Genomic DNA, 22,161 nt, shown 5'->3' on the forward strand with positions numbered 1-22,161 from the left:
ATAAATATTCCCTAAATTTGCGGGCTTTAATTACCGTGCTTTGAATTATTTGAACACCTTTCGTATCCCATATATCGGCTTAAAATTAGGTCAGCACATATTTGAGTTTGAAATAAATAAGCTCTTTTTCAATGAATATGAATATTCTATTGTCAAGGACGGGGATCTGAAAGCGATTGTTACGATTGAGAAACAAGAAACACTAATGCTTGTTAATTTTGACATCGAAGGGTTTGTAAAGTTAAGTTGTGACCTATGTCTCAATAACTTCCCCTCTAAATGTCATATTGAAGAGAAATTAATTGTAAAATTCACAGATAACGAAGAGGTGAACGAACAAAGTGAGGAGATATTAGTTTTAACAAAAAAGGATTATGAGTTTGACATTGCATCTCTAATCTATGAATATATCAACTTGGCAATTCCATTTAACAACCGTTGTGAAGATCCAGGTAATACGGCCGCTTGTGACCGTGAGATGATTAAAAAGCTAGAGACTCTTTCTTCAGATCAAAATAATGATGAAAAGTCTAAAACAGACCCAAGGTGGGAAGCATTAAATAAAATTAAGAAACAATAAAATTAAAATAAGATGGCACATCCGAAACGTAAAACATCTAAATCTAGAAGAGACAAAAGAAGAACTCATTACAAAGCGACCGCTCCGAGTCTAACAACTTGTCAAACCACAGGCACTGTACATCTGCCTCACCGTGCATATGAAGTAGACGGTGTATTATACTACAACGGCAAAGTACTTATTGAAAACGCAACCGTTGCTTAATTTATTTTTTTAGGTACGAAAAACATCTTAAGGTTCACTAAAAAAGTGCTACCTTGGGATGTTTTTTCACTTTATTTAAATAAAATAGAATGAAGATTGGCGTAGACATTATGGGCGGTGATTATGCCCCAGAATCAATTGTTTTAGGAGCGCTGGATGCTCGAAAAGAATTATCGCCAGATCAAACTATCGTTCTTATTGGTGATAAGGACCAAGCCCAACAAATCATTCAAAAAACGGGCGAAAATCCGGATGGTTTTGAATTTGTACATACTACAGAGGCCATCCGCATGAGTGAACATCCCACCAAAGCTATAACTCAAAAACCTAACTCCAGTATCAGTCTTGGCTTTCAAATGCTCAAAGAGGGGGCTCTCGACTCCTTTGCATCAGCAGGTAATACCGGAGCTATGCTTGTCGGGTCAATGTTTAGTGTCAAGAATATCGAAGGGGTGTCGCGGCCTGCTATAGCGACCAACATCCCTAAGGAGAAAAGCGGTTATGGTATTCTACTGGATGTAGGTGCGAATGCCGACTGTAAAGCGGAGACCCTACTTCAATTCGCCATTTTAGGTAGCCTTTTTATCGAACACATCTACCAGGTGAAAAACCCAAAGGTGGGTTTATTAAATCTGGGAGAAGAAGAAGAAAAAGGAAACAATCTGACACATGCCGCGTTTCCATTATTAAAGGAAAAAAAGTCAATTAACTTCATCGGAAATATCGAAGGGAGAGATTTGTTTAATGATCGTGCTGACGTCATGGTTTGTGATGGTTTTGTAGGCAATATTGTTCTAAAACTTGCTGAATCCTTTCACGCGTTGGTCGAGAAACGAAACTTTAAAGATGAATTTTTTGACCGCTTCAATTATGAGCAATATGGGGGTAGCCCCATTCTTGGTGTAAATGCACCGGTGATTATTGGCCACGGCATATCAACTCCGTTAGCCATAAAAAACATGATCTTACTTTCGCGGTTGATGATAGAATCTAACATCACAGATAAAATTAGATCCGCTTTTAATTAAAAATAAAATGTCTAAAATTAATGCTGCCATAACGGCTGTTCATGGATATGTCCCTCCTTATGTTCTAACAAACAAAGAGCTAGAATCACTTGTGGACACCAACGATGAGTGGATTACCACGAGAACCGGTATTCGAGAGCGTCGAATATTAAAAGATCCCGAAAAGGCAACTTCAGATCTAGCGGTCCCAGCTGTACAGGGACTTCTAGAGAAGCGTGGAGTCAGTGCTAATGAGATTGAGTTGATTATTTTCGCGACGGCAACTGCAGATATGGCATTCCCCGCAACAGCAAATATTCTTGCAGACAAAATAGGCGCTACGAATGCATGGGGTTACGACTTACAAGCAGCCTGTTCTGGCTTTTTGTACGCGTTGACAACTGGAGCTCAATACATTGAATCTGGGAAACATAAAAAAGTATTGGTCGTTGGTGGCGATAAAATGTCATCGATTGTCGACTATACGGATCGAACGACGTGCATCTTGTTTGGTGATGGCTGTGGAGCCGTACTGTTGGAGCCTAACGATGAAGGGAACGGAGTGATCGACTCGGTATTAAAAAGTAATGGAGCGGGCAGACATTATTTGTATCAAAAAGCTGGCGGCTCATTGAATCCGGCGAGCCATGAGACAGTCGCTGCTCGCGAACACTTCATTTATCAAGAGGGAAAATCAGTATTTAAATTCGCAGTAACCAACATGGCAGATGCAGCTGCTGAAGTAATGGAAAGAAACAACCTTGTTGGGGATGACATTGCCTGGCTTGTGCCACATCAAGCAAACAAGCGCATCATCGATGCGACAGCCAATCGAATGAACATCGGCGAGGATAAAATCATGATCAATATTGATCGTTACGGAAATACAACAAATGGCACAATTCCACTCTGTTTGTGGGACTGGGAAGACAAACTAAAAAAAGGCGACACGTTAATATTGGCGGCCTTCGGCGGTGGTTTTACATGGGGTTCAGTGTACCTCAAATGGGCCTATTGATTCATTAGCTAAATATCGCTATATTTAATTATAACATTATCAAACCATACAAATAAAACTCGATGGATATCAAACAAATACAAGACCTGATAAAATTTGTTGCCAAGTCAGGCGTCAACGAGGTTTCAATTGAAGAACAAGACTTTAAGATCACGATTAAGGCAGGGAAAGAGCCAACTTATGTTACTGCAGCTGTACCAGCAGCAGCTCCAGCCCCAGTTCCAGCGGCTGTCCCTGCACCAACGGCAGCGGCTCAAACAGAGAGTGCTGCACCGGCGCAACCACAACCATCTGCAGACGACTCATCAAAATATGTGACCGTTAAATCACCGATGATTGGCACATTCTACCGTTCATCCAGTCCTGACAAGCCGGCTTTCGTGAATGTTGGAGACTCCATTTCAACAGGCCAGGTGATCTGTATCGTTGAAGCAATGAAGCTTTTCAATGAGATCGAGTCTGAAGTATCTGGAAAGATTGTAAAAGTGCTTGTTGATGATGCACAACCGGTAGAATATGATCAACCATTATTCTTGGTGGACCCTAGTTAAATAAACGAAATACATGATGTTTAAAAAGATACTCATTGCTAACCGTGGTGAAATTGCGTTACGCATTATTCGCACATGTAGAGAAATGGGAATAAAAAGTGTCGCGGTGTATTCAACCGCTGACCGCGATAGTTTACACGTTCGTTTTGCTGATGAGGCAGTATGTATTGGTCCGCCTGCCAGTAAAGATTCTTATTTGAATATACCCAATATATTATCTGCAGCAGAGCTAACCAACGCAGATGCCATTCATCCGGGCTACGGTTTTCTATCTGAAAACGCAAAATTCTCAGCAATATGCGCCGATTATGGCATTAAATTTATCGGTGCAACCGCTGAACAGATCAACGCTATGGGCGATAAGGCTGCGGCAAAAGAAACGATGGCAAAAGCCGGCGTACCAACCATCCCGGGTTCTGACGGACTCATCGCTGACGTAAACGAAGGCTTAGAGGTTGCTGAAACAATCGGCTACCCAATCATTTTGAAAGCGACTGCTGGTGGCGGAGGAAAAGGCATGCGTATTGTTTGGAAGAAAGAAGACTTTGAACACGCTTGGGATTCAGCGAGACAAGAAGCAGGTGCTGCTTTTGGTAATGATGGAATTTATCTAGAGAAATTCATCGAAGACCCTAGACATATAGAGATTCAGATCATTGGTGACCAATTTGGTACCGTTTGTCACTTATCGGAACGTGATTGCTCTATTCAGCGCCGTCATCAAAAACTAGTTGAAGAAGCACCTTCTCCTTTTATCACTCCGGAACTTCGGAAACGAATGGGTGACGCTGCAATTGCAGGAGCGAAAGCTGTAAACTATGAGGGCGCAGGAACCATCGAGTTTTTAGTGGATAAACACGGTGACTTTTACTTTATGGAAATGAATACGCGGATTCAGGTTGAGCATCCGGTAACAGAAGAGGTTATCAACTTTGACCTGATAAAGGAGCAAATAAAAGTGGCCAGCGGTGTTCCGATTTCCGGCAGCAATTACGAGCCCACGATGCACGCAATTGAGTGCAGAATCAACGCCGAAGATCCGTTCAATAACTTCCGCCCTTCACCTGGAACCATTACAAATTTCCATTCGCCGGGGGGACATGGCGTTCGTGTGGATACGCATGTTTATGCCGGTTATACCATCCCTCCGTTCTATGATTCGATGATCGCGAAACTGATCTGCGTTGCTCAAACACGTGAGGAAGCGATTTCAACGATGGAGCGAGCATTAAGCGAGTTCGTCATTGAGGGTGTCAAAACTACGATACCATTACATTTACGTCTAATGGCTGATCCTAATTTCAGAGCAGGAAATTTTACAACGAAATTCATGGAGACATTTGACCTTTCAGAGTAATCTCGGTCATAAATGATGATATAATTTTTAAAATACCATTCTTTGCAAAAGAATGGTATTTTTGTTTTTTAAGATTATGAGTGAAACAAAAAGTAAAAAGCTACTAGATACAATCAAGCAAAAAGGGAAAAACCTAGAAGCTGAGATGTCTTTTTTTGAGCACCTGGAAGTGCTCCGCTGGCACCTGATCCGGGTGGCCATCGCTATTTTTGTTTTTATGGCCCTGGCATTCTCTTTCTATGATTTCATATTTGATGATATCATTATGGGGCCTTTGAAAACAGACTTTTGGACATATAGGATGATGTGCCAACTGGCTGACAAATTCAGCTTAGGTGCTGAGTTCTGTGTAGACGACATCCCCATAACGCTTATTAATACGCAATTGGCCGGACAGTTTACTTTACAAATAAATTCGTCGTTGCTTATAGGTGTTATGCTTGGTTTCCCCTATCTTTTGTATGAAATCTGGCGTTTTGTAAAGCCCGCTTTATCAGAAATCGAGAAAAAATCTGCTCAAGGTTTTGTTTTCTATGCGAGCATGCTTTTTGTCATCGGAGTTTTATTTGGCTATTATATTATTTCGGCCTTATCTGTTAACTTCTTAGCTCATTTTCAAGTAAGTGATGAGGTATCGAATCAGATTATGATTAGTTCATACCTGTCGTCTATTGCCACTATTTCTCTAGGTACCGGGATTGTTTTTGAGCTGCCGATTGTTATCTTCATCTTATCGAAGGTGGGAATCATGACGCCAACGTTTATGAAGTCAACCAGACGATACGCATTCATCATTATTTTGGTTATAGCTGCAATTGTTACGCCTACACCTGATATTATGACGATGCTTGCCGTAACATTCCCACTGCTGCTATTGTATGAAATTAGTATCATCATATCTGAGCGCGTGGAAAAAAACAAAAAGAAAAAAGAAAAAGAATTTTATAACTCATAACATATGAAAACAATTAAAAATATTGCAATAGGAGCGGATCATGCGGGATTTGAGTACAAGGAAACACTAAAAAACTATGTGCATGAACTGGGATTCACGTCGAACGACTTCGGCACCTATGACGACAGTTCGGTCGACTACCCCGATTTTGCACACCCCGTAGCCAAGGCCGTCGAAGAAAGTGAAGATGTTTTTGGCATCTTAATCTGCGGTAGTGCGAACGGCGTGGCAATGTCTGCAAACAAACACCAAGACGTACGGGCAGCTCTATGCTGGAAAGCGGAAATCGCATCCCTTGCCCGTCAACACAACAATGCAAACATTGTGTGTATTCCAGCAAGGTTTGTCTCCATCGATGAAGCAAAAGAGATTGTAAAAACATTCTTTTCGACCGACTTCGAAGGAGGAAGACACGCCAATCGTGTAAATAAAATATCATGCTAAAGTTTAACTATTAAAATATCTCATGCTAAAAAAGACTTCTTTATTAACAGCCTTCATAGCAGTCACGGCGACTACATTTGCGCAGTCTGACGCTATCTCTAAGAAATACGCTCAAGAAATCAATGTAGAAAGCGCTACCAAACACCTAACAATTCTAGCTTCAGATGAATTTGAAGGCAGAGATACCGGTAAACCCGGAGGACACAAGGCCGCGCAATACATTGCCGACGAATTCAAAAAACTAGGTCTTGAAGCTCCTGTTAACGGCAGCTACTTTCAACCGGTTGATTTGATAGAAACTTCTCTTAAGGTTTCAGAATTTGCGATTAACAATAAGTCATACCAGGTAGGCGAAGGTTTTTATATGACAGCAACCGGCGAACAGACCATTACAGCGGATGAAATTGTATTTATCGGTTACGGGATTTCGAATGAAAACTATAATGACCTTAAAAACATAGACATTGAAAATAAAGTTGTCTTACTGATCAACGAGGGTGAACCAGTAAACGCCGATGGAACCTATTATGTTAGTGGAACCAAAGAAGTATCAGCTTGGTCTACACAAAGAAATAAAAGAATCCAGTCGGTCGCCTCTCTTAACCCCAAACTGATCATCGCTGCTTCATCGCAAATTGACAGCTTCCTTGAGCGATTCGGGGATCGGCTTAACAGACCGCGACTAATGCTTCGTGAGGACTATAAAGAAGCTCCTAACAGTCCGGCGGTAGCACATGTAAACTTTACGCTAGCGAATGAACTTCTTAAAGGCAAGAAGATTGAGGACCTCCAAGCAAAGATTAATAAATCTGGCAAACCTCAGTCAACTGTTATAAAATCATTGTTCAAAACAAGTTATGGTATCAAAACATCAGATGTAAAATCAGACAACGTTTTAGGATACCTAGAAGGCAGTGATTTAAAAGAAGAAGTAGTTGTTATCTCCGCTCATTACGATCACGTAGGAATACAGAACGGCGAAATATATAATGGCGCCGATGATGATGGGTCAGGCACAACGGGTGTCATCGAAGTGGCACAGGCATTTGTGAAAAGCAAAAAAGATGGAAATGGTCCGAGAAGAAGTATCTTATTCTTACTGGTTACTGCTGAAGAAAAAGGATTAATGGGATCCGACTATTATACGAGAAACCCGATTTTCCCATTAGAGAATACGGTTACAGATCTGAATATAGACATGATTGGACGCGTAGATCCTCCACATGAAGACAATCCAAACTATATTTATCTTATCGGGTCAGATAAATTAAGTTCAGAGCTTCATGCCATTAGCGAAACAGCGAACCAACAGTTCACAAAACTTAATCTAGATTACAAATACAATGACCCGAATGATCCTGAACGAATTTACTATCGTTCTGATCATTATAACTTCGCAAAACATGGTATCCCGGTAATATTCTATTTTAATGGTGTTCATGAGGATTATCATAAACCTACTGACACAGTTGACAAGATAAATTTTGAGCTCTTAGTAAAACGTGCTAAATTGGTATTCCACACCGCATGGGAAGTGGCTAATCGCGACAAGAAACTTGTCGTAGACTCGAATAAAAAATAATTAACATGGCATCGAAACCGGCACAGACATTTCAAACGGATAGCGAGAAGAAAGCTTTTGACATGGATCATCGCAAGGTGATCAACTACAACATCAATAAGTATGACTCTGCCGTTGAAGTGGGCTTGTCGAGATTCAATAACTTAGAAAATTCAAAAAGAAAGGGATATAGCTTAAAATGGAGGGTGATGGAAAATCTGGACAAGTATTTACCAGATTTTGAAGCCAATTTCCAAAAAAAAGGAGGAAAGGTTCTTTGGGCAAACGATGCTAAAGAAGCTCAGGAGCTTATTTGGCAAATAGCCCAAGAGGAAGGTGCAAAGTCGGTTATCAAATCGAAATCGATGACTACCGAAGAAATTGATTTGAATGAATTTCTCGAAACCAAAGGTATTCATGCGATAGAAAGTGACCTTGGCGAATATATCGTACAATTACTGGGTCAGAAACCTTACCATATCGTTACTCCGGCTATGCACCTTAATATAGCAGAAATAGCTAAATTATTTCATGAGAAATTTGGCACCCCCTTGGATGCTACGGCTGAGCAGCTGACTCTAAAAGCAAGAGTGCTGCTTCGCGAAGAATTTACATCAGCAGACATCGGTATTACTGGTGCCAATTTTCTTATTGCAGATACCGGGAGTATTGCCCTAACCGAGAATGAAGGAAATATCCGATTAAGTACTACCTTCCCGAAGGTACACATTGCCTTGGCAGGGATCGAGAAAATCATCCCTTCTATCAGCGACCTAAATCTATTTTTGCCCTTATTAGCTACGCATGGAACAGGGCAAAACTTGACCGTATACAATAGTATTATTGGCGGGCCACGCCAAGAGGGCGAAGTTGACGGTCCGGAAAAAATGTATGTTATCCTACTTGACAATGGGCGAACAAATGTGTTAGCTAAAGAGGATCAACGACAAGCTCTGTATTGCATTCGCTGTGGCGCATGTTTAAACGCTTGTCCTGTCTATAAGAACATTGGAGGACATACCTATAATACGACTTATAGCGGACCTATAGGATCCATGATTACGCCACACATGAAGGGGATGGACGCTTTTAAACACCTAAGTTATGCATCCAGTCTATGTGGCAAGTGTACGGAGGTATGTCCTGTAAAGATAGACATCCATAATATGCTGTTAGCGAACCGACGGGATGCGGTGAAAGAGGGGCATACATCCATGGCAGAACGCGTAGGCTGGAAAATATTCTCCCAGGCTATAACAAGACGGTCGTTAGTAGATAAAGTAGGTGGAAAAACTAAAAATTGGTTTATGAAGACCTTCTTTAAAAAGAGCTGGGGCAAACGTCGAGCGTTACCCACAATTGCTAATAAGTCTTTCAGCCAACAGTGGAAGGAAAATAACGATCCTAAATCTTAACGAAGTGCCGATAAGGAGTGCAATGGATCTATATTTGAACTTCCGCTAGGGGGTTAAACAGATATACTCGCCCAGTACCTTGTTCTACACAGCGGTACCTTTTTCTCAACTTATCTCCTTTTTCAAAACGCCGACCGGAGGCAATCGCAAAAATAGCTTTATTAGGTAGGTCTTCTAAAGCAATCACGCCTTTTTTCTTCACGCTGTCTTTATGTAATAGACGGAATAGCTCTAAGTCACTACTGCTCGAGGCACGCGGGTTACGGAGGTAATTAACAACTGCCGCTTGGATATCGCACGGAAAACAATTCAGTAAAAGAAAAGGCTCCATCAGCATCTTAAAATTATTCTTCCATGCAGTACCATGAGGTTTAACTTTGTTTTTATGCTCCTGCCAGGTTTTCAGATGTGCAAATTCGTGTACCGTCGTCACTAAAAAGGCATAGGGATTCAGATCACCATTCACCGAAATTCGATGCCCTTTCGTCTGATAGGGATGTCTATAATCGCCGTATTTGCTAATTCGTCCTTTGGTAATCTTAAACTCGCAGGGAGCATCTCGAATCCATCGCTCGATGATAGGCAAGGCATCAGCCGGTAGATAACGAGCTAACACAGATTCCTTCATTTTAGCGCAATAATTGATACACAATTAAGCTAGCTACATAAGCCATAGCGGTCATATATGTAAATTGAATAATCGGCCACTTCCACCCATTGGTTTCTCGTTTAACTACAGCAATTGTGCTCAAGCACTGCATAGCAAATGCATAGAACACCATGAGCGAGAATGCTGTGGCGGTAGTATAGATCTTTTCACCCGTCACGGGGTCAGTCGCTCGCTCCATCTGCTCCCGAATATTACGGGTATCGTCATCGCTACCTTCAACGCTGTAGATGGTAGCCATTGTCCCTACAAAAACTTCCCTTGCAGCAACGGACGTGATAAGAGCGATACCAATCTTCCAATCGTAACCTAAAGGGCGGATGGCTGGCTCAATTGCTTTACCGACAATTCCAACATATGAGTTTTCCAATTCCTCAGATGATCTCATTCGGTCAAGTTCTTCAGGAGCGTATTGATTAATCATTTCTGGAGATTCATACTTCATTTCAATCGCTTCCATCCTACTTGGCGGCCCGTAACTCACAGCGACCCATAAAACGATTGATATGGCAATAATAATTTTACCGACGTCGACAACAAAAGTGAGCACCTTATCGTACATTGTCATAAATACATTCCTCCAACGAGGTTTACGGTACACAGGCAACTCCATAATAAAGTAGGATCCAACCTTTCCTTTAATTATTCCCTTCATAACCCAAGCGACAAACACAGCTCCTACAACGCCTAAAATATAAAAACCCAAAAGTGTTAGACCGCGTAAGTCGAAAAAGCCAAAAACCTTTTCATCAGGAACCACAAGTGATATCAGGAGGATATACACCGGTAAACGAGCAGCACAGCTAATCAGTGGCGTAACCATGATCGTTATAATTCGGTCTTTCCAGTTCTCAATATTCCTAGCAGCCATGATGGAAGGTACCGCACATGCCAAGCCCCCAATCATTGGCACCACCGACTTCCCGTTTAACCCGACCTTCCGCATCAGCTTATCCATCAAAAAGGTTATCCGTGCCATGTAGCCCGTGTCTTCTAAGATGGCGATAAACCCAAATAATATGGCGATCTGCGGAATAAACACGAGTACACCGCCCAGACCAGCAAGAATACCATCCAATAGTAAATCCGCAAACACCCCTGCCGGCAAAAACTGATGACCAATCTCGTCTAGCCATTCAAATAATCCCTCAATTAGTGTCATGGGGTATTCTGCCCAAGAGAAAATTGCTTGGAATATCAGTAAAAGGAGAAAGAAAAATATAACGAAGCCCCAAACCTTATGTGTAAGAACGTTGTCTATTTTATCGGTGACGGATTCCTTCTCTTCTTTTGGAGCTACCTGAACAATATCCTTGATTAGTGTATCAATATATTGATAACGATTAAGCGTTTCTTTAACCTGCTCATCGTCAGACACAAAAGCATATTGAGTGATAATCGAATCTACTCGATCTGTATTTCCGTTTACATATTTTCTGTCTGATAAGTATTGGTGAGCAAAAAGCAGACTGGCATACTCAGTATCCCGATCAGTCTCTTCGGCTAAATCAGCAACGAGCGTTTTCGAACTTTCGGGAATTGTGTAAATATGATTATGAACAGCAACTTTCGGCGCATCAAGAATGGCCTGTTTCAACCCGCCGATATTAACATTATGCCGGGCACTAATCTTTACTACTTGCACCCCCAGCTCGCTCGAAAGTTTATCGGCGTCTACCCTGATACCTTCCTTCTCAGCAAGATCATTCATATTTAATGCCAAGATAGTAGGGATTCCCAAGTCAGCTACTTGGGTATAAAGTAGCATGTTTCGTCTCAAATTGGTAACATCAACGATTACAACGACCAAGTCAGGGTGGTAAGCGTTATGCTTATCTGCCAAAACATCTGACACAATAGCTTCATCTTCCGTTTTCGGATGCAGACTATAGCAGCCCGGAAGGTCAATAACTTGCACGACTTCATGATTAGGCAGTCTGCACGAGCCAATCTTTTTATCAACTGTCACGCCCGGAAAATTTCCTACTTTCTGATTTAAACCTGTCAACAGGTTAAAAAGAGATGACTTACCCGTATTCGGATTCCCAACTAAAGCGACTTTCAAATTATTTATTTTTAAGGATGAGCTACTAGGATTACTTTTGATGCTTCGCTTTTACGCAAACTGAGCTGATAACCAGAGACTTTGATTGCAATCGGATCACCCAGTGGAGCAATTCGTTCTAAAAGCACTGGTTCGCCAGGAAGGCAACCCATTTCCATCAACTTAATAGATAAAGAAAGATCTGTAATTTCTTTAATTATTCCTCGCTCGCCAATTTTTAGGTCAGACAATTTCATGCGCTTAGCTTTTAGCTAGCAAAAATACAATTATTTAGAACCATTACAAGTAAGTAATGCCAATAAGCGGAGAATAGTTATATTTTTGTCTTCTTTATCGCCAGAACGAGAACAAGATAGGCAAAATAACCCATGCCTATCCCCACATGATCCGCAAAGATATCCCAGTATTCAAATTGCCTATTGGAGGTGAAAAACTTTTGTATTAATTCGGTTCCAATAGCAAAGGAACTCGCAAAAAAAAGAACCATTACATTTGGCCAGCTGATTAAATTGGGTTCATTCCCATTCATCAACGAACCAAAGAACATTAATACGGTGAAAACAAAAAAGAAGCCCGTGTGAACTAATTTATCAATACCCGGAAAAGAGTGACGAGAGTCGGTGACATCCGGCATCGGCGATGATATTAAGATGAGTACGAGTATCGCCCATATAATAGCCCATAGATAATGTTTCATTCGGAGAGAATTTAATCAATACAAAAAACACGGAGAAGAACATCTCTCGTTCAAATCCGTGTTTTTTTTCGAAGCTTCAGACTTACAGGTTATTTACCTATCAGCTCTTTATAACCATCAGCCGTTAGCAAAGATTCGACATCGGACGGATTATCTAACTTTACACGAACCATCCATCCGTCGCCGTAAGGGTCATTATTAACTAACTCAGGATTAGCATCCAGTTGTTCATTGACCTCCAATACAGTGGACTTTGCAGGCATAAAAAGATCTGAAACTGTCTTTACAGCTTCGATGGTTCCGAAAAGATCATCTTTATTGACTTCATCCCCAACGGTGTCAATATCAACAAAAACAATATCACCCAGTTCACTTTGTGCAAATTCAGTAATACCGATTACCGCTTCATCACCTTCTAAACGAACCCACTCGTGATCTTTGGTGTATTTCAATTCTGATGGAAAATTCATAGTTGCTATTTTTATTTCAAATTTATTAATCTAAATGGATATTAACAAAATAAAGCACAAACCAATTATAAGCTCTTTAGAGCAACCTTGATTAAATGCTCGACCGTGCTATCGGGTTCATTTTTATGAATTGAAAGAAGCACTTTTTCAGCTTTTTGTTTAACGAAGCCCAGCATAACCAAGGCTGATAGGGCCTCATCAATTACAGTCTGGTTCTTAGATACCTGCGTTAACGTATCTGGGCCTTCCTTCTTCAATTTATCCTGTAGTTCAAGAATAAGTCGCTGTGCACTTTTCGGTCCAATCCCTTTAATTCGCTGAACCAAACCTACATCACCGTTCACAATAGCGGTTTGTATCTCTGCGGGTGTAATCGAAGATAGCATCATTCTAGCAATACTAGCGCCAATTCCGGATACAGAGATTAAATGTTGAAAAAGCCGTCTTTCACCCTCCTCATAAAAGCCATAAAGGGTGTGAGCATCCTCCCTGACCTGGAAACTTATATAAAGCTTACACTGTTCGTGCGATTTAATCTGCTCATACGTGTTTAAGGAAATCACAATATGATAACCCACACCGCCGACATCCAAAACTACATGAGTTGGGCCTTTATAAACTAGCTTACCATTTAAGTAATCATACATAGCCAAATAATTATACCTTATTTACGCCGCTTTTTGGCGGATTTGGAATGAGATTGTACGTCTACCACTGCAATGGTCACCATATTAATAATCTCCCGAACCGAGCTATCTAATTGCAGAACATGCACAGGCTTATTCATCCCCAATAATATAGGGCCTACAGCTTCTGCGTCCCCTAGCTCCTGCAACAGCTTATATGCAATATTTCCAGATTCTAGATTTGGAAACACTAAGGTGTTTGCAGCTTTCCCGGAAAGGGTGCTAAAAGGGAAGTTATCAACCAACAGCTCTGAATTAATCGCAAAGTTAGCCTGCATCTCTCCATCCACAACAATTTCTGGATGTAATTCATGCAGTCTACGTACAACGTCCCTGGTTTTCACGGGAATCGCCCCATCGCTTGAACCAAAGTTACTATAGGAAAGGACCGCTAAACGAGGCTTGATATTAAAACGTCTCACCGCCTTATCAAGCAATACGCTTATATCGACCAATTCGTCGACCGTCGGATTTTCATTAATTGTCGTATCCCCAAAGAACACAGGGCCTTTTTTTGTTAACATCATGTACATCCCAGCGACGCGACTGCCCGATTGAGTACCTATCACTTGCAGTGCAGGTTTAATCGCAGTGGCATAATTCTTCGTTAACCCGGAGATTAATGTATCGGCCTCTCCAAATTCAACCATACAAGCTGCAAAATAATTCCGATCCAACATCAATTTATTCGCTCCGCTTTCGGTAACACCGCGTCGCTGTCTTTTCTTAAATAAGAATTGCGCATACTTAATGAAGCGCTCACTATTCTGTTCTTCAAACGGATCAATGATTTCCACCTCTCCCAACTCTAAAGCATATTCTTTAATCAACCGATCAATTTTCTGTCGGTTACCCAACAGAATCGGGTAGGCAATACCTTCATCCTTAACAATCTGAGCTGCTTTCAGAATTTTGTAATTATCAGCTTCGGTAAAGACTACACGTTTAGGATCTTTCTTGGCTAGGATCGTTACGTCCCGAATGATCCGATCGTCCGAACCAAGTCGGTTTCTTAATTCAGTAACGTAAGCATCAAAATCGTCGATTGCGTTACGCGCTACACCAGTCTCAATGGCAGCTTTTGCTACGGCAGGTGCGACTGAGGCAATCAAGCGAGGGTCATTAGGTTTCGGAATAATATATTCTTTCCCAAATTTCAGGTTACTTTCTTCATAGGCTTCATTTACCGCTTCGGGCACTGATTTTTTAGCTAATTCAGCAATCGCATATACAGCAGCAATCTTCATTTCCTCGTTGATGGCTGTTGCACGGACGTCCAGAGCACCTCTGAAAATATATGGAAAACCAAGGACATTGTTAACCTGATTCGGAAAGTCGGAACGACCAGTCGCCATAATAATATCTGACCGTGTACTTGTTGCCAAATCATAATCGATCTCCGGTTCTGGATTCGCCATTGCAAACACAATCGGTTTCTTATTCATTGACTTTAACATATCGACCGACAAGACATTTCCCGCAGAAAGTCCGATGAAAACATCGGCACCCTTTACAGCCTCCTCCAATGTGTGTATATCTCGATCTGTTGCAAATTCACCTTTGGTCTTTTCGAGCACTTGACGGTCGGTCCGGATCACACCGGAACGATCTAGCATAACAATATTCTCCTTCTTTGCTCCCAAAGACATATAGATCTTAGTACAGGAAATAGCTGCGGCACCAGCACCATTTACAACAATCTTTACTTTATCAATTTTCTTCTTCTGAATCTCACATGCATTAATTAATGCCGCACCCGATATAATAGCAGTTCCATGTTGATCGTCATGCATTACAGGTATTGACATTTCCTTTTTCAGCCGCTGCTCAATTTCAAAACACTCTGGAGCTTTAATATCTTCTAGATTGATTCCTCCGAAGGTCGGCTCTAACGCTTTGACAATATTAACGAACTCGTCAACATTTTTGGTGTCTAGTTCAAGATCAAAGACATCTATATCCGCAAATATTTTAAATAACAACCCTTTACCTTCCATGACAGGCTTTCCCGCATCAGGACCGATGTCGCCCAAGCCTAAAACCGAAGTTCCATTACTGATAACTGCTACTAGATTGCCCTTTGCAGTGTATTTATAAGCGTCTTCTTTATTATCCGCAATTCGTAAACAAGGCTCAGCAACTCCGGGCGAGTAAGCTAATGACAAATCGCGTTGTGAATTCGTTGGTTTCGTTGGAACAACCTCAATTTTCCCAGGCCTCCCGCTACTATGGTAATCGAGCGCGTCCTGCTTTTTATTTTTCACCTTCATAAAGAGTAATTTTTAATTTAGATAAACAAAGTTATAAGAAAAATCATCAAACAGCATTTCGAGGAAATAATAATCCATGCTGAGATGCAACTTTGAAATCCCGATAGATCCTTGATATTTCATTGCCCTCAAACACGGCACTCATTCCTGTATAGACATATAGCTTGTCGACTAACATACGACATAGATTCGCGGCTTCGTTTACCTCCACACTAAATTTTCGACTTAGCTTTTCATCGACATCGGTACCAGCAACGATTCCCGCCCAAAGCATATCCAACATCTCGAAAACCCGATCTCTGCTTTCCTTGACGCGGCAGATTTCTTCATCGTACCATGGTAACGTAATAGACTTTCCACTTGTGTACTGTAATACCTTTTTCGAGAAATTCATCGTCATTCCCGTAAGCATCACCAACATATTGATCTCAGCTAATATCATAAACGGGAACCGATACAATGGCGATTCTCTCTTATCGGAAGCGTTTTGCAGATCAAATTGAAAATCGCTTGGCACCAGCGCATTTGCAATTTTAAAATCGCAACTAGTCGTAGCCTTCAGGCCATAAACATGCCAAGTATCTAAAATTTCTACTTGATTTCGGGGAACTAAAAACGACTTGTAAGTATCACCTCCGTCAATCATTGCATTTAATGAGAACCAATTAGCGTGAGCAGAACCACTGGCATACTTCCAATGACCATCGATCACAAAACTGCCATCTCTTGATAAGGCCGTCCCAGTAGCCGCACCGCTTCCCGCAACACATGTTCTCTTATTGGAAAATATGTCACGGGCAGCCTGCTTCTCCATAAAACCGGAAAACATATTAGCCCCTGCCCCGAGATTGATTACCCAAGCAATAGCACCGTCCACTTCCGCAAAACGCTCCATTAACCGGGCAAAGGACGGCAAATCCAATTCTGCTCCGCCGATATCTTTCGGAACTAATAAGTGGAACAATTCATTCTCATAAATGTAATCTAGCTGAACTTTTGTCATCTTTTGGATGCGCTCAGCTTGCAATGCTTCTCTTACCAATTGTTCCGAGTTTAAAAACAGTTGCTTAACTTGTTCGGTGTAGGTCATTTATATTACACTTTGTGACGTTCAATTATCAGCAATTCCGGACTTTATTCTTTACCTTTGCAGAAAAAATAGAACCGCTTATTGCAGTCAAATAAGGCCATATTTTTATTAAAAAACAAAAATTCAATGAAAATAGATTTTAATTTCGTCGAGCAGTTTGAAGATCGACATATTTCTCCAAGCGAAGCAGACGTTCCTGCCATGCTAGAAGCCATTGGCGTAAGCTCAATTGATGAATTAATTGATAAAACAATCCCTGAAAACATTAGGTTAAAATCTCCTTTAAACCTTCCGCCTGCACTAAGTGAAGTTGACTATTTGAAAAAAATGAAGCAAATCGCTTCGAAGAATAAGGTATTTAAATCCTATATCGGTCAAGGTTACTATAACGTAACCCTGCCAAATGTCATACTCCGCAATGTGCTGGAGAATCCAGGATGGTATACGCAATACACTCCTTATCAAGCAGAAATAGCACAAGGTAGACTACAAGCATTGTTAAATTTCCAAACTTCTGTTATTGATCTGACTGGTATGGAAATCGCCAATGCTTCCTTGCTAGATGAGGCCACAGCCGCTGCAGAAGCTATGTTTATGCAGTACAGTGTTAGAAAGAATAAAGCAGCAAACACCTTTTTTGTATCGGAAAACATATTCCCTCAGACGATTGATGTTATTCGTACGCGAAGCGAATCTTACGGAATTGAACTCATCGTAGGTGATTTTAACAACATCGAATTAAATGAGAATCTATTTGGCGCACTTGTACAATACCCAGCAGCTAATGGAGAAGTAACTGAATTTCAAGAATTAGCCGACAAACTTCATGCTCAAAACATGACTCTTGGTGTAGTTGCGGACATCATGAGTTTGGCATTGTTAACGCCTCCAGGAGAATGGGGTGCTGATGTTGTCGTTGGTTCTACCCAGCGCTTGGGAATCCCGATGGGTTTTGGCGGACCACATGCAGCTTACTTTGCTACCAAAGAAAAATATAAAAGAAATATTCCAGGCCGTATTATTGGTGTAACTATAGATGCTACCGGGAAGTATGCCTTGAGAATGGCTTTGCAAACTCGTGAACAGCATATCCGCCGTGATAAAGCGTCCTCAAATATCTGTACTGCACAAGCTCTACTCGCTATTATGGCCGGATTCTACACAGTTTACCACGGCCCAAAAGGCATAAAAAATATTGCATCTCGCATTCATGGAACCACCTTAGTTTTAGCAAAAGCTTTAGAGAATCTTGGATATACGATAACGAACAAGTCGTTTTTTGACACCTTAACAGTTGAAGTAGGAGATCTACTGGAGCCAATACATGCTGATGCTTTAAATAGTGAAATCAACCTTCGTTACGATAAATTGGGCACCATTGGTATTTCTATTGATGAAACCACCGACAAAGCCGATTTAGAAGCACTTATTAAGGTATTTGCAAAAATTAAAGGTCAAGGGAACAATGAAATCGTGATTAGTGAGCTTGCAGAAGATCTGCAAACTTGTATCCCAGAGACATTACAAAGGACTTCCGAATACCTTACACACCCGGTATTCAACTCTTATCATTCGGAGCATGAAATGCTCCGCTATATTAAATCGTTAGAAGCAAAAGATCTTTCATTATGTCACTCCATGATCCCTCTAGGTTCATGTACAATGAAACTTAATGCTACGACAGAAATGATCCCTCTGACCTGGCCGGAAATTGGAAACATCCATCCTTTCGCACCTACCGATCAAACGAACGGTTACATGCAACTATTTGATGAATTGAACCAGTGGCTATGTGAAATAACTGGGTTCAAGAGAATGAGTTTCCAACCTAACTCAGGAGCCCAGGGAGAATATACGGGGTTAATGGTTATTCGGGCTTACCATCAAGCCAATGGCGAACAACAACGAAATGTTGCTCTTATCCCAGCTTCTGCTCATGGCACAAACCCTGCTTCGGCATCCATGGCGGGCATGAAGATCGTTGTCATCAAGTCGGACGAAAAAGGGAATATAGACGTCGAAGACCTTAGAGCACAGGCTGAAAAACACAAGGAGAACCTTTCCTGCCTTATGGTTACTTATCCTTCCACTTACGGAGTATTTGAAGAGTCCATCGTAGAAATGTGCGATATTATACACAAAAACGGGGGCCAGGTGTATATGGATGGCGCTAACATGAACGCCCAAGTCGGATTTACCAGCCCTGGATTTATTGGAGCCGATGTTTGTCACTTAAATCTTCACAAAACATTCTGCATTCCTCACGGAGGCGGCGGACCAGGAATGGGGCCAATTGGTGTCGCAAGTCACTTGATAGATTTTCTTCCAGGACATCCCATCGTGGAGCTTGAGGGCAGCCACTCCATCTCTTCAGTAGCAGCTGCACCATGGGGTTCTGCATCGATCCTCGGCATCTCGCATGGATACATCGCAATGATGGGCGCCGAAGGCCTAACTAATGCCACTCGCTTCGCCATACTAAATGCAAACTATATCAAAGCGCGCTTAGAGAAACATTATACCGTACTTTACTCAGGAGCCAATAACACATGCGCTCACGAAATGATTCTCGACTGCCGATCGTTTAAGACCGTTGGTATTGAAGTAACGGATATAGCTAAACGCTTAATGGACTATGGCTTTCACGCACCAACCGTTTCTTTTCCGGTAGCGGGCACCTTGATGATTGAACCAACAGAATCAGAATCAAAGCCCGAATTAGATCGATTTTGTGATGCTTTGTTATCTATAAGAAAGGAGATCCAAGCTATCGAGGACGGCGGAGATAAAGTTAACAACCCGTTGAAAAACGCTCCGCATACTGCACAAAATATTGCGAGCAGTGGATGGGATCGCAGTTATACTCGAGAAGAAGCAGCCTTCCCGTTAGACTATATTCGTGACAATAAGTTTTGGCCGTCAGTTGGCCGTGTTAACGACTCATACGGCGATCGAACACTTATTTGCGCATGTCCACCGATCGAAGAATATATGGACACCGAGTCTTAAATCATTAGGTTATATATTATAAGAAAGCCGCGATGAATATCATCGCGGCTTTCTTTTGTATGACCTTTAGTTGCTTAGGCGATTTTAATCCTCGCTTAGCTCATTCATTTCATCTAATTTTTCACCAGTGACTTCCGTTCTGATTTTCGCTTCAAGTTCGTCCATTAAATCTGGATTGTCTAACAAGAGTTTTTTAACTGCATCTCTTCCCTGGCCCAAACGAGTATCACCATAACTAAACCATGATCCAGCCTTTTTAATAATATTGAAGTCTACTCCAAGGTCAATAATTTCTCCAACTTTTGAAATACCTTCACCAAACATAATATCAAATTCCGCCACTCGGAACGGCGGGGCCACCTTATTCTTAACAATTTTAACCTTAACTCGATTTCCCGATACCTCGTCTGTATCCTTAATCTGTGATGTCCTTCTAATATCCAACCTAACCGAAGCATAAAACTTCAAAGCATTTCCTCCAGTTGTTGTTTCGGGGTTACCAAACATAACACCTATCTTTTCACGCAATTGGTTAATGAAAATACAGCAACAGTTAGTTTTTGAAATCGTACCAGTCAATTTTCTTAAAGCTTGAGACATCAATCGAGCCTGTAGACCCATTCTTGAGTCACCCATCTCACCTTCGATCTCAGCTTTCGGAACCAATGCCGCCACTGAGTCAATCACGATGATATCAATAGCTCCGGAACGAATCAAATTATCAGCAATCTCAAGTGCCTGCTCTCCATTATCCGGTTGCGCTATCAGAAGGTTTTCAACATCCACTCCTAGTTTACTGGCGTAGTATTTATCAAAAGCATGTTCCGCATCGATAATTGCAGCTACTCCGCCTTTCTTTTGGGCCTCTGCTATCATATGAGTAGCCAGCGTAGTTTTACCGGAAGACTCCGGTCCATATATTTCCACCACACGGCCCTTAGGAACTCCTCCAATACCCAAAGCAATATCCAAACCCAAGGATCCAGTAGATATGGAATCAATTGGTTCAACCGCAGAATCACCTAATTTCATCACAGCGCCTTTACCATAAGACTTCTCTAACTTATCCAATGTCAATTGTAAAGCCTTTAACTTTTCAGCATTCTCATTCATAACGACAATCTAAATATGATAACAATTAATTTATATACTAATAATTTTAGCCAAAATACAATAAAGTATTAACATTTACAAATAATACTAATTTATTTTGCTTTGTTATTTTCTTTACTGTATACCTCCTCGTAATAACGACAGAAATAACTTATCGGACAGATATCGCATTTGGGGTTTCGTGCAACACAAATATATCGTCCATGTAAGATTAACCAGTGATGAGCAAGGTGAACGATCTCGGATGGCAAGTTCTTAACTAAATCTTTTTCTACTGCTAGCACTGTTTTAGCATTTGTCAATCCAATTCTCCTTGATACTCTAAACACATGAGTATCAACCGCCATCGCGGGATGGTTGTAAATCACCGAAACGATAACATTTGCTGTTTTCCGCCCCACACCGGGTAACTTGATCAATTTTTCGACCGTATCTGGCACCTCTCCATTAAAATCCGCCACTAACATTTTCGCCATGCCTACTAAATGCTTCGCTTTGTTGTTTGGATAGCTGATACTCCTGATGTAATCGAACACAAGATCGGAAGTGCTGTCCGCTAGCGACTGCGGATTGGGGAATCGTTCAAAAAGTGTAGGCGTCACCATGTTTACACGTTTATCTGTACACTGTGCAGATAGAATGACGGCAACCAAAAGTTGATATGGATTATTATAATTAAGCTCCGTCTCCGCATTAGGCTGGTTTTTTGAAAAATAATCGACGAAAGCTTTATATCTATCTTTTTTGAGCATAGTCAAAGATAGAAATTAGATTATCTAAACAAAAGCTATAAAGTCTTCGAGAACTCCAATAAATTTTGAATAATCTTTTCGCGAGGATTTCTTAATTCTTGATCTAGTAATAAAGCTAGTTTGGCATCAATATTCATCGCATCTTTCTTAACCGACTTATGTAACAAGTCTATCTTACTTTTGTTATATTTTTGATTGTTAGGGGTAAATATTTCATCCATAAGCATAATAAATAGCAATTTAGAATAAA

General features: G+C 41.1%; 21 protein-coding genes. 11 read left to right on the forward strand and 10 right to left on the reverse strand.

Annotation, left to right across the window (positions count from 1 at the left end):
• Positions 1–40 precede the first annotated feature (40 nt).
• The 10 genes from WKR92_RS05185 to WKR92_RS05230 all read left to right on the forward strand — a co-directional run bounded on the left by WKR92_RS05185 (position 41) and on the right by WKR92_RS05230 (position 9,092).
• Positions 41–580 (forward strand): YceD family protein, encoded by a 540-nt coding sequence (locus WKR92_RS05185; RefSeq protein WP_375556759.1) that lies wholly within the window; start codon positions 41–43, stop codon positions 578–580.
• A gap of 12 nt (positions 581–592) precedes the next feature.
• Positions 593–784, forward strand: a complete 192-nt coding sequence (gene rpmF, locus WKR92_RS05190) for a 50S ribosomal protein L32 (RefSeq protein WP_375556760.1) — start codon at positions 593–595, stop codon at positions 782–784.
• An 89-nt stretch (positions 785–873) separates the two neighbouring features.
• Entirely contained in the window at positions 874–1,812 is a 939-nt protein-coding gene (gene plsX, locus WKR92_RS05195; protein WP_375556761.1) for a phosphate acyltransferase PlsX, read from the forward strand.
• A 7-nt stretch (positions 1,813–1,819) separates the two neighbouring features.
• Positions 1,820–2,809, forward strand: coding sequence for a beta-ketoacyl-ACP synthase III (locus WKR92_RS05200; RefSeq protein ID WP_375556762.1), 990 nt, complete (start codon positions 1,820–1,822; stop codon positions 2,807–2,809).
• 62 nt (positions 2,810–2,871) lie between these two features.
• Entirely contained in the window at positions 2,872–3,360 is a 489-nt protein-coding gene (gene accB, locus WKR92_RS05205; protein ID WP_375556763.1) for an acetyl-CoA carboxylase biotin carboxyl carrier protein, read from the forward strand.
• 16 nt (positions 3,361–3,376) lie between these two features.
• Entirely contained in the window at positions 3,377–4,717 is a 1,341-nt protein-coding gene (gene accC / locus WKR92_RS05210) for an acetyl-CoA carboxylase biotin carboxylase subunit (RefSeq protein WP_375557959.1), read from the forward strand.
• A gap of 76 nt (positions 4,718–4,793) precedes the next feature.
• Positions 4,794–5,672 carry a twin-arginine translocase subunit TatC gene (tatC, locus tag WKR92_RS05215; RefSeq protein WP_375556764.1) on the forward strand — a complete coding sequence of 293 codons (879 nt, stop codon included), beginning with the start codon at positions 4,794–4,796 and terminating at the stop codon, positions 5,670–5,672.
• Between the two features lie 3 nt (positions 5,673–5,675).
• Complete coding sequence (gene rpiB / locus WKR92_RS05220) at positions 5,676–6,116, forward strand: ribose 5-phosphate isomerase B (RefSeq protein WP_375556765.1); 441 nt, start codon at positions 5,676–5,678, stop codon at positions 6,114–6,116.
• Positions 6,117–6,138: 22 nt separating this feature from the next.
• Positions 6,139–7,698: a M28 family peptidase gene (locus WKR92_RS05225; protein ID WP_375556766.1), complete on the forward strand. Its 1,560-nt coding sequence runs from the start codon at positions 6,139–6,141 to the stop codon at positions 7,696–7,698.
• 5 nt (positions 7,699–7,703) lie between these two features.
• Positions 7,704–9,092 carry a LutB/LldF family L-lactate oxidation iron-sulfur protein gene (locus WKR92_RS05230; RefSeq protein WP_375556767.1) on the forward strand — a complete coding sequence of 463 codons (1,389 nt, stop codon included), beginning with the start codon at positions 7,704–7,706 and terminating at the stop codon, positions 9,090–9,092.
• A 28-nt stretch (positions 9,093–9,120) separates the two neighbouring features.
• Here WKR92_RS05230 and WKR92_RS05235 read toward each other — a convergent pair whose 3' ends face one another.
• The 8 genes from WKR92_RS05235 to WKR92_RS05270 all read right to left on the reverse strand — a co-directional run bounded on the left by WKR92_RS05235 (position 9,121) and on the right by WKR92_RS05270 (position 17,037).
• Positions 9,121–9,720, reverse strand: a complete 600-nt coding sequence (locus WKR92_RS05235) for a sprT domain-containing protein (RefSeq protein ID WP_375556768.1) — start codon at positions 9,718–9,720, stop codon at positions 9,121–9,123.
• 1 nt (position 9,721) lies between these two features.
• Complete coding sequence (gene feoB / locus WKR92_RS05240; protein ID WP_375556769.1) at positions 9,722–11,824, reverse strand: ferrous iron transport protein B; 2,103 nt, start codon at positions 11,822–11,824, stop codon at positions 9,722–9,724.
• 11 nt (positions 11,825–11,835) lie between these two features.
• Positions 11,836–12,060: a FeoA family protein gene (locus tag WKR92_RS05245; RefSeq protein ID WP_375556770.1), complete on the reverse strand. Its 225-nt coding sequence runs from the start codon at positions 12,058–12,060 to the stop codon at positions 11,836–11,838.
• 77 nt (positions 12,061–12,137) lie between these two features.
• Entirely contained in the window at positions 12,138–12,521 is a 384-nt protein-coding gene (locus WKR92_RS05250) for a VanZ family protein (protein WP_375556771.1), read from the reverse strand.
• An 89-nt stretch (positions 12,522–12,610) separates the two neighbouring features.
• Positions 12,611–12,991, reverse strand: coding sequence for a glycine cleavage system protein GcvH (gene gcvH / locus WKR92_RS05255; protein WP_375556772.1), 381 nt, complete (start codon positions 12,989–12,991; stop codon positions 12,611–12,613).
• 65 nt (positions 12,992–13,056) lie between these two features.
• Positions 13,057–13,638 carry a Holliday junction branch migration protein RuvA gene (gene ruvA, locus WKR92_RS05260; RefSeq protein WP_375556773.1) on the reverse strand — a complete coding sequence of 194 codons (582 nt, stop codon included), beginning with the start codon at positions 13,636–13,638 and terminating at the stop codon, positions 13,057–13,059.
• A gap of 17 nt (positions 13,639–13,655) precedes the next feature.
• Positions 13,656–15,947, reverse strand: coding sequence for an NADP-dependent malic enzyme (locus WKR92_RS05265; RefSeq protein WP_375556774.1), 2,292 nt, complete (start codon positions 15,945–15,947; stop codon positions 13,656–13,658).
• A gap of 46 nt (positions 15,948–15,993) precedes the next feature.
• Entirely contained in the window at positions 15,994–17,037 is a 1,044-nt protein-coding gene (locus WKR92_RS05270; RefSeq protein ID WP_375556775.1) for an acyl-CoA dehydrogenase family protein, read from the reverse strand.
• 126 nt (positions 17,038–17,163) lie between these two features.
• Here WKR92_RS05270 and gcvP point away from each other — a divergent pair, with 126 nt between their 5' ends.
• Entirely contained in the window at positions 17,164–20,046 is a 2,883-nt protein-coding gene (gcvP, locus tag WKR92_RS05275; RefSeq protein ID WP_375556776.1) for an aminomethyl-transferring glycine dehydrogenase, read from the forward strand.
• Positions 20,047–20,130: 84 nt separating this feature from the next.
• Here gcvP and recA read toward each other — a convergent pair whose 3' ends face one another.
• Both recA and nth read right to left on the reverse strand, forming a co-directional pair.
• Positions 20,131–21,159, reverse strand: coding sequence for a recombinase RecA (gene recA, locus WKR92_RS05280; protein WP_375556777.1), 1,029 nt, complete (start codon positions 21,157–21,159; stop codon positions 20,131–20,133).
• Between the two features lie 92 nt (positions 21,160–21,251).
• The gene (gene nth, locus WKR92_RS05285) at positions 21,252–21,911 is read right to left on the reverse strand and encodes an endonuclease III (RefSeq protein WP_375556778.1); all 660 of its coding nucleotides are present in this window, start codon (positions 21,909–21,911) and stop codon (positions 21,252–21,254) included.
• Positions 21,912–22,161: the final 250 nt, after the last annotated feature.

Origin of the sequence: Albibacterium profundi, assembly GCF_042159835.1 — a bacterium.
Classification (GTDB): Bacteria; Bacteroidota; Bacteroidia; order Sphingobacteriales; family Sphingobacteriaceae; genus Albibacterium; species Albibacterium profundi.